The organism is Burkholderia theae (assembly GCF_048565265.1).
In the GTDB taxonomy this organism is placed as follows: Bacteria; Pseudomonadota; Gammaproteobacteria; order Burkholderiales; family Burkholderiaceae; genus Burkholderia; species Burkholderia theae.
This window is the reverse complement of the sequence record NZ_CP183462.1, coordinates 2,061,622-2,076,586: the sequence shown is the minus strand read 5'-3', so window position 1 is coordinate 2,076,586 and position 14,965 is coordinate 2,061,622. Positions and strand designations below refer to the sequence as shown.

General features: G+C 68.2%; 11 protein-coding genes. 5 read left to right on the top strand and 6 right to left on the bottom strand.

Features of this window, described 5'->3' with window-relative positions:
- Window positions 1-42: 42 nt before the first annotated feature.
- Window positions 43-912: a helix-turn-helix transcriptional regulator gene (locus ACN22W_RS26790; protein WP_419687762.1), complete on the bottom strand. Its 870-nt coding sequence runs from the start codon at window positions 910-912 to the stop codon at window positions 43-45.
- A gap of 95 nt (window positions 913-1,007) precedes the next feature.
- Between ACN22W_RS26790 and ACN22W_RS26785 the strand changes: the two genes are divergently transcribed.
- Window positions 1,008-1,901 (top strand): SDR family oxidoreductase, encoded by an 894-nt coding sequence (locus tag ACN22W_RS26785; RefSeq protein ID WP_419687760.1) that lies wholly within the window; start codon window positions 1,008-1,010, stop codon window positions 1,899-1,901.
- 47 nt (window positions 1,902-1,948) lie between these two features.
- On the opposite strand, the gene ACN22W_RS26780 is transcribed toward ACN22W_RS26785, so the two are convergent.
- A complete protein-coding gene (locus tag ACN22W_RS26780; protein WP_419687759.1) occupies window positions 1,949-2,938 on the bottom strand; it encodes a zinc-dependent alcohol dehydrogenase family protein in 990 nt (329 codons plus the stop codon).
- A 306-nt stretch (window positions 2,939-3,244) separates the two neighbouring features.
- Between ACN22W_RS26780 and ACN22W_RS26775 the strand changes: the two genes are divergently transcribed.
- Window positions 3,245-6,202 (top strand): amino acid adenylation domain-containing protein, encoded by a 2,958-nt coding sequence (locus ACN22W_RS26775; RefSeq protein WP_419687758.1) that lies wholly within the window; start codon window positions 3,245-3,247, stop codon window positions 6,200-6,202.
- Between the two features lie 109 nt (window positions 6,203-6,311).
- Here ACN22W_RS26775 and ACN22W_RS26770 read toward each other — a convergent pair whose 3' ends face one another.
- The 4 genes from ACN22W_RS26770 to ACN22W_RS26755 form a co-directional block, all read right to left on the bottom strand.
- A complete protein-coding gene (locus tag ACN22W_RS26770) occupies window positions 6,312-7,214 on the bottom strand; it encodes a LysR family transcriptional regulator (protein WP_419687756.1) in 903 nt (300 codons plus the stop codon).
- Between the two features lie 86 nt (window positions 7,215-7,300).
- Entirely contained in the window at window positions 7,301-8,680 is a 1,380-nt protein-coding gene (locus ACN22W_RS26765) for an FAD-containing oxidoreductase (protein ID WP_419687755.1), read from the bottom strand.
- Between the two features lie 226 nt (window positions 8,681-8,906).
- On the bottom strand, window positions 8,907-9,485 hold the full coding sequence (locus tag ACN22W_RS26760; protein ID WP_419687753.1) for a hypothetical protein: 579 nt from the start codon (window positions 9,483-9,485) through the stop codon (window positions 8,907-8,909).
- Window positions 9,486-9,532: 47 nt separating this feature from the next.
- Window positions 9,533-9,997, bottom strand: coding sequence for an N-acetyltransferase family protein (locus ACN22W_RS26755; protein WP_419687752.1), 465 nt, complete (start codon window positions 9,995-9,997; stop codon window positions 9,533-9,535).
- A gap of 152 nt (window positions 9,998-10,149) precedes the next feature.
- Between ACN22W_RS26755 and ACN22W_RS26750 the strand changes: the two genes are divergently transcribed.
- The 3 genes from ACN22W_RS26750 to ACN22W_RS26740 all read left to right on the top strand — a co-directional run bounded on the left by ACN22W_RS26750 (window position 10,150) and on the right by ACN22W_RS26740 (window position 14,963).
- Window positions 10,150-10,788: a LysE family translocator gene (locus ACN22W_RS26750; RefSeq protein ID WP_129516682.1), complete on the top strand. Its 639-nt coding sequence runs from the start codon at window positions 10,150-10,152 to the stop codon at window positions 10,786-10,788.
- 352 nt (window positions 10,789-11,140) lie between these two features.
- A complete protein-coding gene (locus ACN22W_RS26745; protein WP_419687750.1) occupies window positions 11,141-11,905 on the top strand; it encodes a DUF3348 domain-containing protein in 765 nt (254 codons plus the stop codon).
- A 10-nt stretch (window positions 11,906-11,915) separates the two neighbouring features.
- A complete protein-coding gene (locus ACN22W_RS26740; protein ID WP_419687749.1) occupies window positions 11,916-14,963 on the top strand; it encodes a DUF802 domain-containing protein in 3,048 nt (1,015 codons plus the stop codon).
- Window positions 14,964-14,965 lie beyond the last annotated feature (2 nt).

Here is a 14,965-nt window from a genome sequence, read left to right as displayed (position 1 = left end):
CGCATGGCCCGCGGCGCAGCCGTCGCGCCGGATTACGCGTGGTCATGCAGCCGGCATTTGCTGCGCGCCGGCCTGCTCGCGTGCCTGTTCTCGGGCCGCGACGAGCGCCCGGATGCGCGCGCGGTCGGCCGCCGTCGAGGGCGTGAAGATCACGAGGCTCAGGTCGGGGCGGCCGATCACCGAGAACGCCGAATATTCGAGCGCGATCCGGCCGGCCTGCGGATGGCGGATCTCTTTCGTCCCTTCGTCATGCGAATGGATATCGTGGTCGCGCCACATCGCGTCGAATTCGGCGCTCGCCGCGCGCATCTCGTCGACGAATGCCTGCACGGCCTGCGTCGCGCCGCTGCGCGCGACGTCGGCGCGAAACGCGCCCACCGCGAATTGCGCGACGCGCGCCCAGTTCGACTGCGCCGCGCGCACGCGCGGATCGACGAAGATCAGCCGCAGGATGTTGCGCGCGGACGGCTGCAGCGTTGCATAGTCGGTCAGCGCCGCGGCCGCCGCGTCGTTCCACGCGACGACGTCCCACGTCGCCGTGCGCACGATCGCGGGGCTCGCGTCGAGCGAGTCGAGCACGTGCTGCAGACGCGGCGTCACGCTGGCGGGTGCGTGATAGCGCACCTCGGGCGGATGGCCGACACCGATCAGGAACAGGTGCTCGCGTTCCGCTTCGTTCAGCATCAGCGCGCGGGCGAGCCGATCGAGCACGTCGGCCGACGGCGCGCCGCCGCGCCCCTGTTCGAGCCACGTGTACCACGCGGCACTCACGTGCGCGCGCTGCGCGACTTCCTCGCGTCGCAGGCCCGGCGTGCGGCGGCGCGTGGCCGGCAGCCCGAGCGCGGCCGGGTCGAGTTTCTCGCGGCGGTCCCGCAGGTACGCGCCGAGCAGGTTGTCGGGGGCGTCAGCCATATCCTGTTAGTTCGTTTACCGGTAAACCGTCACGACTTCACCGCGAGCGGCCATCGACAGATAGTAAGCCTCCATTCCACCCGGAGGGTTTGAACATGCGTGTCTTTGTCACTGGAGCGTCGGGATTCGTCGGCGCCGCCGTCGTTGCCGAACTCGTTGCCGCCGGGCACTCGGTGCTCGGTCTCGCGCGGTCCGATGCAGCCGCCGCGTCGGTTTCGGCCGCCGGCGCCGACGTGCATCGCGGGTCGCTGGAGGATCACGACAGCCTGACGCGCGGCGCCGACGCCGCCGATGCGGTGATCCATACGGGATTCAATCACGACTTCTCGCGCTTCGCGCAGAACTGCGAGCTCGACCGTCGCGCGATCGAAGCGATCGGCGCGGTGCTCGCGGGCTCGGCGCGGCCGCTGGTCGTCACGTCGGGCCTCGCGCTCGTCGCGCCCGGACGCGAGGCGACGGAGGACGATCCGCACGTGCCGGTGTCGTCGGGTTATCCGCGTGCGTCCGAAGCCACCGCGGCCGCGCTGGAAGCGCGCGGTGTGCACACGTCGGTCGTGCGCCTGCCGCCGTCCGTGCACGGCGACGGCGATCACGGCTTCGTGCCGCGCCTGATTGCGTTCGCCAGGGAGAAGGGCGCGTCGGCCTATCTCGGCGACGGCGGCAATCGCTGGCCGGCCGTGCACCGGCTCGACGCGGCACGCGTGTACCGGCTCGCGGTCGAGCGCGGCGCGGCCGGCGCGCGTTATCACGCGGTCGACGATACCGGGGTGCCGTTCCGCGAGATCGCGGCAGTGATCGGCCGCCGGCTGAACCTGCCGGTCGTCGCGAAATCGAGCGCGGAAGCGGGCGAGCACTTCGGCTGGTTCGCGATGTTCGCGGGGATGGATGCGCCGGCAACCAGCGAGCGCACGCGTGCATCGCTCGACTGGGCGCCGACGCAGCCGGGGCTGCTGGCCGATATCGACCGGCCGCGGTATTTCGAAAGCTGAGCGGGCGGCGCGGCGGCTCGCCGAGGCCGCCGCCCGCCATGTGTCGCTCAGACCGTGACGACGATCTTCCCGACCTGTGCGCCGGCTTCCATGTACCGATGCGCGTCGGCGATATCGTCGAACGCGAACGTGCGGTCGATCAGCGGCTTCAGCGCGCCGGCCGCGAGCCCGTCGACGATGAAGCGCTTCGCGCGTTCGAGCCGCTGCGCGTCGCCGGTGATCTCGAACAGCTCGTAGCCGCGCAGCGTCAGGTGGCGCGCGAGCAGGTCCATCACCGGCACCGGGATGTCGCGCGTGTCGAGTGCGCCGTACTGGAAGAACGTGCCGTGGGGGCGCAGCGCGCGCAGCAGGTTGGCCGCGTCGGGGCCGCCGACCGGATCGAACACGATGCGCGCGCCGCTGCCGCCCGTCATCTCCGCGACCTGCTGCGGCAGGTCCGCGGGGCTGCCGACGATCACGTGCGCGGCACCGGCGTCGAGCAGTGCCTGGCGCTTCGATTCGCCGCGCGTCAGCGCGATCGGCACCGCGCCGATATGGTTCGCGACCTGGATCGCCGCCTGCCCGACGCTGCTCGACGCGGCGCCGATCAGCACCGCGTCGCGGCGCTGCAGCCCGCCGAGTTCGATCAGCGCGCCGTAGGCCGTGACGAACATCATCCAGGTCGCGGCCGCTTCCTCGAACGACAGGCTGTCCGGATGCCTGACGACCGCATGCGCGGGCACGTTGACCACCTCGCCGTACATCCCGTAGTCGGCAAACGAGAACGCCGGCACGACGCTCACCGCGTCGCCTTCGGCGAATGCCGTCACGTTGCGGCCGACCGCCGCGACGACGCCCGACGCTTCATAACCGAGCGATGCGGGCAAGCGCGGCATGAACGTGTATTCGCCGCTGCGGTACATCACTTCCGCGCGATTCAGGCCGATTGCCTTCACGCGCAACTGGATGTCGTCCGGCCCGGGCGCGGGCACGTCGACGGTGTCGATCTGCAGCACGTCGGGGCCGCCGATGCGATGGAAACGAACGATGCGGGACATGGATTGCTCCTTCGATGAACGGGGGTTGATGAGGGAGCACTGTAGGCGCGTGATCGCGCCGGATAAACGCGTGACGAAATCATTGATTGTTATTCGAAGAATAACAATCAACCGCGTGCGGTAGCGGACCCGGAACATCGTCGAATGCTTCGCCAAATGCATCAAATCATCCCGGCGTTTCGCGATGCGTGATGACCGCGTGTGAAATTGCTTTTTGTTTGTCGCCGCCTATATTGAGATCTGTTGTTTTCGATATGAGGAATAAAAACGATGACTACTCAATCGAACGTGCTCGACAAATTCAAAATGCGTGCGGCCTGCGGGGGACACAGGCCGGCCGTGGTCTCCGGGCACGAAACCCTGAGTTACGAGGCGCTGGACCGTTTGAGCGACGCGGTTGCCGATGCATTGCAGGACCGGGGAATCGGACGCGGCAGCCTGGTGCCGATCGAGGCGTCGCGCAACGCGCACTTCATTGTCGGCATCCTCGGCATCCTGAAAGCGGGCGCGACCTATGTGCCGATCGACGACCGCTATCCGGAGGCCCGCAAGGACACCATCCTGCGCGAATGCAATGCCGCGCTGGTCTTGACGGCCGGCGCGACACCGCGGAATGCAGCCATCCCGTTCGCTCGCGTGGCCGACCTGAGTGCGCGGCGACCGGATCGGGACGCCTCGCGTGCGACGCCCCATTTCGATGCGCAGGACGGCGCGATCTATGTGATCTTCACGTCCGGTTCCACCGGAGCGCCGAAAGGCGTGATCGTCGAACACGCCGCGGTGGCGGCACTCGTCGATTGGCACAATACGCGTTTCGCGATGAACGCCGACAGCCGTGCGACGCTGATGGCCGGCCTCGGCTTCGACGTATCGCAGTGGGAAATCTGGTCGACCCTTGCTTCGGGCGCGACGCTGTTTTTACCCGACGATGAAACGCGCCTCGACGCCGACGCGCTGGTGGGCTTCTTCGCCCGTCACCGGATCACGCATGCGTACGTGCCCACCGTGATGGTTGCCGATGTGGTGGGCGTCGGGCAGCCAGCGGAACTGACACTGCAATACTTGTTTACCGCCGGCGAAAAGCTTGGCCCGATCGATACTGGCGGGATCGATTACACGGTCATCGACTACTACGGGCCGACCGAAGCGACGATCTTCGCGACTTGCCACGTCGTTCCGGATGCGGCGCTCGGCCGTCCGGATTCGATCGGGCGGCCCATCGACGGCACGGAGATCCTGATCCTGAACGACGCACTGGAATCCGTGACGGCGGACGAGGTCGGCGAGATCTGCATCGGCGGGCGCAGCCTGGCCCGCGGCTACCTGGGCAACCCTGCGTTGACCCGCGAGAAATTCCGCCCGCATCCGCAGCGTCCGGACCAGATCGTCTATCGTACCGGCGACCTCGGGCGCTGGCTGAACGATGGCTCGATCCAGTTCCTCGGGCGCTTGGACGATCAGGTCAAGATCAGGGGCAATCTGGTCGAGCTGAGTGAAATTCACGCCGCGCTCGTCGGGTCCGGCGAGGTACGCAAGGCAGTGGTGCTGGCGTTGCCCGGCGTTACCGGAACCGGGCCGGAACTGGTCGCATTTGTCGTGCCGCGCGAATCCGGCGCGTCGCCCGCGCGTGTCGTCGACGCGCTCAAGGCGAGCGTGCGGCAAACGCTGCCCGATTACATGTGGCCCGTCAGCCATGTGCTGCTGGACGACCTGCCGATGACGGTGAACGGCAAGACCGACCGCGCCGCGCTCGAACATCGTTACCGTGCGGAACAACGCAACCGCACGGAGCGGGAACCGTACACCGCCGTCGAGCGGATCGTGGCCGATGCATTCGTCGCGTTGATCGGACATGCGTCCTTTCGCAAGACCGACAGCTTTTTCGACATTGGCGGAAATTCGCTGCTGACCGCGAAGCTCGCACGGGCGCTGTCGGATGCCGTGGGGACGAAGATGCTGATCCGGGACGTCTACGAGCATCCATCGGTGGAGCGGCTCGCGGGCGAGATCGAGCGGCGTGTCGCCGTGGTGGCGCCCGAGATCGAGCGCGAGCCCGTTTATGTGCTGGCGAACGATATCCGCATACCGGAGCAGGCGGATTTCAGCGGTGCCTTCGACACGGCGCTGCTGGCGCGTCCGCGCACGATCCTGCTGACGGGTGCGACGGGATTCGTCGGGGTTCACTTGCTGGCCGAACTGCTCGCGACGACGTCGGCGGTGGTGCATTGCGTGGTGCGTGCGGCAGATGCCGCCGCGGCGCGCGCGCGGATCGACGAGAAGCTGCATGCCTACGACGTGAACCTCGGGCCGGATGCGCGATCGCGCATCCGCGTGTGGGCGGGCGACTTCACGCAGCCGCGCTTGGGCATGAACGAGCACGACTACGCGGTGCTGGCGGCCGAAATCGACATCGTTTACCACTCCGCCAGCGCGGTCAATTTCATCCAGCCGTATTCGTACATGAAGAAGATCAATGTGGACGGCATGTTCGAGGTCCTTGCGTTCGCCGGGTGCCGGCGAACCAAGGCGCTGATCCTGCTGTCGACGATCTCGGTGTACAGCTGGGGGCATCGCTTCACCGGCAAGACGATGATGACCGAAGCGGACGACATCGATCAGAACCTGCCGGCGGTGCTCGAGGACATCGGCTATACGCGCAGCAAATGGGTGATGGAGAAGATGGGCGATCTGGCCGCGCAGCGCGGCCTGCCGCTGATGACCTTCCGGCTCGGATACGCGACGTTTCACGGCGAGACCGGCGTGAGCGCGGATTATCAGTGGTGGGGACGGCTGGTGAAGACATGCATTGCGCTCGGTACCGTGCCGGATCTGCAGGACCTGCGCGAAGGGCTGACGAGCGTGGATTACATGACGAAGGCGCTGGCACGGATTTCACGCAATCCGGCGGCGCTGGGGCGCAAATTCAATCTGATCAATTCGCCCGAGTCCGACCTGACGCTGAGGGAATTCTTCTCGAGGCTGGAACGCTACTTCGGTATGCGGTTTCAGGTCGTGCCGTTCCGTGAATGGCGCGACGCGTGGAAGTCGGATGTCGACGCGCCGCTCTATCCGCTATTGAGCCTGTTCGACGACAACATTCGCGACGGCATGAGTACCGCCGAGCTCTACCAGAACAATTACGTGTGGGACTGCCGCAACGTAATCGAATTTCTCGACGGCAGCGGGATCGAGCAGCCGGCATTTTCACGGGAGCAACTGGCGCGGTACCTGGAGCGATCGCTGGGTTATCGCGTCGCGCGGTGACGCACGCAACGCGGTCGCGTGGACGTCGCGCCCGGACCGTCGTCCGGCGCCATCCGGCTGCAAGCGTATCGTCTTCGTCGACTGCGTTCGTGCAGGTCCATGACCGGTTCTAAACCGGATAGCGGCGCGCGATCAGCTCGGTCAGCCAGTCGATGAACGCGCGCACCTTGTCGGGCAGATGCGCGCGGTTCGGGTACAGCACCGAAATCGGCTTCGGCACGGCCGGTACGCCGGGCAGCAGTTCGATCAGTTGCCCCGAGTCGATGCTCGGCTGCAGCGCGGGCCGCAGCGCATGCACGATGCCGAGGCCGGCCAGCCCGCAGGACAGCAGCGCTTCCGAGTTGTTCGTGAGCAGGCTGCTCGCGAGCTTCAGCGCGACGGTTTCGCCGTTCGGGCGGAACGTCCATTCGAGCACGCGGCGATTGCTGCCGGTAAAGAAGTTGACCGCGCGATGCGTGCGCAGATCGTCGAGCGTGCGCGGCAAACCGTGGCGGGAAATATAGGCGGGCGATGCGCACGTGACCATCGGCACGGCGCCGACCGTGCGCGCGACCATGCTCGAATCCTTCAGCGTGCCGACCCGCACGACGCAGTCGATGCCTTCGCCGATCAGGTCGGACGGCTGGTCGCTCGCACCGAGCACAAGTTCGATCTGCGGATAGCGCTGCTGGAAATCGGGCAGCGCCGGAATCACGACCGTCTTCGCAAGCGCGAGCGCGATGTCGAGCCGCAGCCGGCCCTTCGGCGCCGCGCGCTGCTTGGGGAACGACGCGAACGCGTCGTCGATGCTGCCGAGCAACTGCACGCAGCGCGCGTAGAACGCCTCGCCTTCGGCGGTCACGCTGACGCGGCGCGTGCTGCGGTTCAGCAGCCGGATGCCGAGTTCCTGTTCGAGCTGCTGCACGGCTTTCGTCACGGCCGGCCGATGCAGTTGCAGCGCGTCCGCGGCTTGCGTGAAGTTGCCGCGTTCGACGATCTGTACGTAGATCTGCATCGTTTGCAGGCGGTCCATGGCGTTCCCGGGTGTCGTGGCGAGCGGCCATCTTCGCACACCGTCCGACCCCGGTGAAACGCCGATGCGTGGCTGCCCGCCACGCGTCATTCGACCGGATGCAGATCCTGCAGCAGCGTCGGCACCAGCTCCGACACGGTCGGGTGGATGTGCATCGCGCGGCTGATCGTCGTGTACGGCGCGCCGGCGGCCATCACGTCGAGCATGCCGTGCACGACTTCGTCGCCCGTCACGCCGAGGATCGACGCGCCGAGGATCGCGTGGCTGTCCGCGTCGACGATCACCTTCATGAAACCCTGGCTTTCGCCTTTTTCCACCGCGCGGCCGACGCGCGTCATCGGGCGCGTGCCGACCAGCAGCCGGCGGCCCGTCTGCTTCGCTTCCGCGAGCGTCATGCCGACCCGGCCGAGCGGCGGATCGATATACATCGCGTATGCGGTGATGCGGTCGGACACCTTGCGCGGATCGTCGTCGAGCAGGTTGGCCGCGACGATCTCGTAGTCGTTGTACGCGGTGTGCGTGAACGCACCACGCCCGTTGCAGTCGCCGAGCGCCCAGATGCCGGGCACGTTCGTGCGCAGCTGGTCGTCGACGTCGATATAACCGCGCGCGTCGGTCGCGACGCCCGCGCGGTCGAGCCCGAGATCGTCGGTGTTCGGCACGCGCCCGACCGCGAGCAGCAGGTGGGAGCCCGCGACCTCGCGGCCGCCGCCTGCGCAGTCGAGGCCGACCACGATATTGCTGCCGTCGCGCCGCGCGCTCAGGCAGTTCGCGTCGAGCTGCACGTCGATCCCTTCGTTTTCGAGAATCTCGCGCACGGCCTGCGATACGTCGTCGTCCTCGCGGCGGATCAGGCGCGAGCCCTTCTCGACGATCGTGACCTTCGACCCGAAGCGGCGGTACATCTGGCCGAATTCGAGCCCGACGTAGCTGCCGCCGACGATCACGAGATGCTCGGGCAGGAAGTCGACGTCCATCATCGTCGAGTTGGTCAGGTACGGCACCGAATCGAGGCCCGGCATCGGCGGTACCAGCGCGCGTCCGCCGACGTTGATGAAGATGCGTTCGGCTTCGAGCAGCGCGTCGCCCACGCGCACCGCGTCGACGCGCTCGAACCGGGCATGACCCTGGAACACGGTGGTGTTCGCGAGCCCGCGCACCCATTGTTCGACGCCGTGGGTTGAGCGGCCGGAGATCTGGTCCTTGCGCGCCTTCACGGCCTTCATGTCGACGGTGACGGGGCCGCCGACCGACACGCCGTATTCGCCCGCGCGCCGCGCGAGCTGCGCGGCGTACGCGCTTGCGATCAGCGTCTTGGTCGGGATGCAGCCGGTGTTCACGCACGTACCGCCGAAGCGGCCGCGCTCGATGATCGCGACCTTCATCCCGGCGGCCGACAGCCGCGCGGCGAGGGGCGGGCCGGCTTGCCCGGTGCCGATGACGATCGCGTCGAAGTGTTGCGTCATGACGTCCTCCTGCGCGGGTTCTACGTGAGAAGGCGCGCGGGCGAGCCGCGTGCGGCGCCGGCGCACGGTCGCGCGACGGCGAGCGCTTATGTTAGTCCTGTTGGCATGTGCCCGCGAGTATCCGCGGGGCGCGGAGGCGGCGAGCGCGACAGACGGGCCGCGCACCGGTGCGGGCAGGCGGTGGCCGGCGCACCGCACTCGGTTGTGGCGCGCTTCGCCGGTCGCGTCAGTCCTTGCGTTTCCACTGCCCGAACGACACCGGCTGGTGCGTGTCGGCGCGCGTGACGGTGACGTGGTCGGGCTTGTCGTCGAGCGGAAACGATACGGTGACGATCTGGTTCGAAAATACCCAGCCGTGCGTGCGCGGGTCGTAGCGGAACGTCACGTAGTCGGTCCAGTGCTGCCCGCACGCGACGAAGTTCTGCACGGTGAAATAGCGGCCTTTCACCGAGAGGCCGTTGTCGGCGGCGTCTTCGGGATCGAACGGGTCGCACTGGCCGCCGTCGTTCGCGCGCAGGACGACCTCGTCGTTGCGCGCGGCGAGCCGGAATGCGTGATCGGGCTGTTCCTCGAAGATCAGCAGCGGGCGCGGCGACGGCTGCTCGCGCGTATCGACCGCGCGATGCACGACGACCAGAAAGCTGTGCCGGCCGTTGCCGAGATCCGGCCCGGCTTGCGCGAGCAGCGGTTGGTAGTCGGGCGGCAGTTGCGCGGCGATCGACTTCGGCAGCTCGGCGGCGCGGGCGCCGGCAGGCAGCGCCGCGAGCAGCGGGAGCAGCAGGAGGGACCGGCGGAGGACGCGCATGGCGGGGTATCGGGTCGAAAGGAGGAAGGGCATGCCGGCCGCGCGGGTCACAGATCGCGCCCGAGAAACTCGGTGCCGGGCACCGGATTGAACGTGACGGGCGGCGCGGGCGTGAAGCCGAGCGAAGCATACAGTTGCCTTGCAGCGACGAACTCGGGCAGCACGTCGAGGCACATGCGTGCATAACCGGCCGCCTTCGCGTCGCGCAGCAGTCGTTCGACGAGCTGGCGGCCGACGTTCAACCCGCGCGCTTCGGGGCGTACGTAGACACGCTTCATCTCGCACGTTACCGCGTCGATCTCGCGAAACGCCCCGCAGCCGACCGCGCGTTCGCCGTGCCATGCGAGCAGCAGCAACCCGCGCGGCGCCGCGTATTTGCCGGGCAGCGCGGCGATCTCGGGCTCGTAGTCCTGGAATTCGAGGCTGACGGTGGGGCTCGCGATGTACTCGCGGAAGATCGCTTCGACGACGCGGGCGTCGTCGGGATAGCGGGCGGCGCGGATCTCGATCATGGGCGGCGGTGCGGGATGACGGGAAAGACGGCCAGCATAGCAGCGCGCGGGCGCTTTCGGCCGCGCGGGAAGCGTGCCAGAATCAGCGCTTCGACCGTCGGAAACGACACGCAGGCGTCGGCGAATCGGCGTCGTTGACCAAGGAGACTTCGATGACTGCATCGGCTGCCGTACTCGCCATCCTGGCCGCGCTGTGGCTCGGCGCGATGATTCCGGGCCCGAGTTTCGTGCTGGTTGCCCGCAATTCGATCGGACTGTCGCGCCGCGACGGCCTTGCCACCGCGCTCGGCATGGGCCTGGGCGGCATCGTGTTCGGCGGCGTCGCGCTGGCCGGGCTCTATACGCTGCTGCAGGCCGTCGAATGGCTGTATGTGGGCCTCAAGGTGGCGGGCGGCGCGTACCTGATCTATATGGCATCGAAGATCTGGCGCGGCGCCGACCGGCCGATCGCGATGGACGATCCGCAGGCGATGGCCGCCGGCAGCGCGCGCAAGTCGTTCTTGACGGGCCTCACGACCCAGCTCAGCAACCCGAAGACGGCAATCTGGTATGGCAGCATCTTCGCGGCGCTGCTCCCGCAGCATCCGCCGCTGTGGTGCTACCTCGCGCTGCCGCCGCTCGTATTTGGCGTCGAATTCGGCTGGTACACGATCGTCGCGCTGTGCTTTTCCACGCGCCGGCCGCGCGAGCTGTACCTGCGCGCGAAGAAGTGGGTCGACCGCATCGCGGCCGGCGCGATCACGCTGCTCGGGCTGCGGCTGATCCTGAACGCGCCGAAAGCGGGGATCTGACCGCTTCCGATTCCGGTTTGCATTGGACGGCGGCTGGCCATTTACGTGGCCGGCCGCCGGGGCGAACCGCTCGAACGGCGCCAACGCGCATCCGGTTTCCGGAAACCCCAGGTCGTCCGGAAACGCCGTTTCTTCGTCATCACGCACCGGGCGATGCGCCCGGCAGCCCGATTCCGGCGGCGCGCCAGGCCGTCGCCGACGGTCTTCCCGGCTCCCTGTCGCCCCCCGCCGAGCCTTGCGCGGCGGGCGTTCGCGCGTGTCGCCCGGCACGCTCGACGGCGCCGCTTCCCCGATTCTGGCGGTCGACCTCCCGGTGCCGTGTAAACTGCTGCCTTTTTTGACGGTTTGCAGCATGGTGCACGCTTCCCCGCGCCCGGCACTGACCGGCCCGACGCTCGTCCGGCTGATCGCGCGCCTGGCCGACGCCGATGTCGCGGAATCCCGGCAAACGCTGTCCGACCGGCTGAGCCAGTGGCTCGGCTGGACCGACGCGATCACGCTGTCGTCCGCGCTGGGTGCGAGCCCGCCCGGCGTCGCGGCCGGCGTGCGCGGCTACGACGCGGAGCGCGACTTCGCGCGCGTGCGCCACGACCTCGCTCAGGCGATCGCGGCCACCAACCGGCCGCGTACGCGGCGCCGGCCCGGCGACCTGCCGCCGCCGGCTGCCGACACGGCCGATTTCGCGGACTTCCGCCAGCGTTATCTGTCCCTGCAGCAGGACATGGAAACGGCGATCGGCCAGTTGCGCGGCCGCCTGCGGGGCGCGCTCGCCGCGCGCTCGTCCGGGATGGCGCGGCTCGCGACGCTCGACGCGATCATGGAGCGCGTGCTCGGCGCGCGCGAGCGCAGCCTGCTGTCGGCCGTGCCCGCGCTGCTCGGCACGCGTTTCGGGCGGCTGCGCGACGCGGAACGGCAGGCGCTGGCCGATGCCGAATCCGCTGCTGCCGCCGCCCCCACCGATGACGGCGCGGTTGCCGACGGCGCGGCCGTCAAGGCGATCGTGCCCGGTGCATGGCTCGACACCTTTCGCGACGAGATGCAAGGCATCCTGCTTGCCGAACTCGAAGTCCGGTTTCAAACGGTAGACGGGCTGCTCGCGGCCCTTCGCACCTGCTAATCAACACGCTATGTCCAGAATTCGCATTGATCTCGTTGTCTTCGTCGCCGGTTTGCTTGCAGTGTGCTGGATCGGTGTCGGCTATGTCGCGTCGAACCCGCTGGCGTCGGCCGTCACGCTGCTGATCGGCGCGTGCTACGTCGCCGGCGCGTGGGAACTGTTGCGCTACCGGCAGGCGACCGCCACGCTGTCGCGCGCGGTTGCCGGCCTGACCGAGTCGCCCGCGAAGCTCGACACGTGGCTCGACACGCTGCACCCGGGCCTGCGCAGCGCCGTGCGCGCGCGCGTCGAAGGCGCGCGCGTCGCGCTGCCGGGCCCGGCGCTCACGCCTTACCTCGTCGGCCTGCTCGTGCTGCTCGGCATGCTCGGCACGCTGCTCGGGATGGTCGTGACGCTGAAGGGCACGGGCGCCGCGCTCGAAAGCGCGACCGATCTCGACGCGATCCGCGCATCGCTGATCGCGCCGGTGAAGGGCCTCGGGTTCGCGTTCGGCACGTCGATCGCGGGTGTCGCGACGTCCGCGATGCTCGGGCTGCTGTCCGCGCTCGTCCGCCGCGAGCGGATCGACGCGGCGCAGCAGCTCGACGCGAAGATCGCGACGACGTTGCGCGTGCATTCGTCCGCGCACCAGCGCGACGAATCGTTCCGGCTGCTGCAGCGCCAGGCCGACGTGATGCCGGCGCTGGTCGACCGGCTGCAGACGATGATGACGACACTCGAGGCGCGTAGCGTCGCGCTGCACGATCGCCAGCTCGACAGCCAGCAGGCGTTTTTCGACCGGACCGAGCGTGCGTACGCGGGCCTTGCGTCGAACGTTGGCGACGCGCTGAAGGAAAGCGCCGCCGAAAGCGCGCGCGTGGCCGGTGCCGCGCTGCAACCGGTCGTCGCGGCGACGATGACGGGGCTCGCGCAGGAGATGGCCGCGCTGCGCGACACCGTGACGGGCGCCGTGCAGCGTCAGCTCGACGGGCTGACGGACGGTTTCGAGAAGACCACCGGCAACGTGACGGCCGTGTGGAACCGCGCGCTCGACGAACAGCGCCGCGCCGGTGACGCCGTTGCGCAGCAACTGCAGACGACGCTCGGCCAGTTCACCGAGACGTTCGCGCAGCGTTCGACGGACCTGCTCGACGGCGTCGCGACCCGCCTCGAATCGACCGAAGGCCGCCTGTCGGACGCATGGCGCGATGCGCTGTCGCGCCAGGAGCAGGTCGGCGAGACGCTGGCCGGCCAGCATGCGCGCGCGTTGGGCGAAGCCGCCGCGACGTTCGAGCGGCATTCGGGCGCGGCGCTTGCCGCGATGCGCGAGTCGCACGCGGGGCTGCAGATCGAACTGGCTGCGCGCGACGAACAGCGTCTCACGACGTGGAACGATTCGCTGGCCGCGATGGCCACGAAGCTCGGCGACGAATGGCAGCGTGCGGGTGTGCACAGCGCCGGCCGCCAGCAGGAAATCTGCGACGCACTCGCGCAAACGACGCGCGAACTCACGACGCAGGCAACGACCTTCGAACAACGCTCGAACGACTTGCTGTCGACGATCCGCGATTCGCACACGGGCCTGCAGACGCAACTCGCCGCGCGCGACGAAGAACGCCTGTCGGCGTGGAACGACTCGCTGGCCGCGATGGCGACGAAGCTTGGCGACGAATGGCAACGCGCGGGCGCGCACAGCGCCGGCCGTCAGCAGGAAATCTGCGACGCACTCGCACAAACGACGCGCGATCTCACCACGCAGGCTTCAACGTTCGAACAACGCTCGAACGATCTGCTGTCGACGATCCGCGATTCGCACACGGGCTTGCAGACGCAACTCGCCGCTCGTGACGAAGAACGCCTGTCGGCGTGGAACGACTCGCTGGCCGCGATGGCCACGAAGCTCGGCGACGAATGGCAGCGTGCAGGCGTGCATAGCGCCGGCCGTCAGCAGGAAATCTGCGACGCACTCGCGCAAACGACGCGCGATCTCACTGCACAGGCAACGACCTTCGAACAACGGTCGAACGATTTGCTGTCGACGATCCGCGATTCGCATACGGGCTTGCAAACGCAACTCGCCGCACGCGACGAAGAACGCCTGTCGGCATGGAACGACTCGCTGGCCGCGATGGCGACGAAGCTCGGCGACGAATGGCAACGCGCAGGCGTGCACAGCGCCGGCCGTCAGCAGGAAATCTGCGACGCGCTCGCACAAACGACGCGCGATCTCACCTCGCAGGCAACGACCTTCGAACAACGGTCGAACGACCTGCTGACGACGATCCGCGATTCGCACACGGGCCTGCAGACGCAACTCGCCGCACGCGACGAACAGCGCCTGTCCGCATGGAACGATTCGCTCGCCGCGATGGCGGCCGCGCTGCGCGACGAATGGGCGCAGACGAGTGCGCAGGCCGCGACGCGCCAGCAAGACATCTGCGACACGCTCGCCCGCACCGCGAACGACATCACCGCGCAGGCGCAGGTGCATGCAAGCGACACGATCAACGAGATCGCGCGCCTCGTGCAGGCCGCGTCGGAGGCGCCGAAGGCCGCGGCCGACGTCGTTGCCGAGTTGCGCCAGCGCCTGTCCGACAGCATGGTGCGCGATACCGCGACGCTCGAGGAACGCAGCCGCCTGCTCGCGACGCTCGAAACGCTGCTTGGCGCGGTCAATCACGCATCGACCGAACAGCGCACCGCGATCGATGCGCTCGTCAGCACGTCGGCCGACCTGCTCGACCGTGTCGGCGCGCGCTTCAACGACACCGTCGATGCCGAAACGCGCAAGCTCGACTCGGTGGCCGCGCAGGTCACCGCGGGCGCCGTCGAGGTCGCGAGCCTCGGCGATGCATTCGGGATGGCCGTGCAGGTGTTCGGCGAATCGAACGACAAGCTGCTGAATCATCTGCAGCGCATCGAGGCCGCGCTCGAGAAATCGCTCGCGCGCAGCGACGAGCAGCTCGAGTACTACGTCGCGCAAGCGCGCGAGGTGATCGACCTGAGCATGATGTCGCAGAAGCAGATCGTCGAGGATCTGCAGCAGCTCGCCGGCCGGCGGGCGCCCGTCGGAGCGTAACG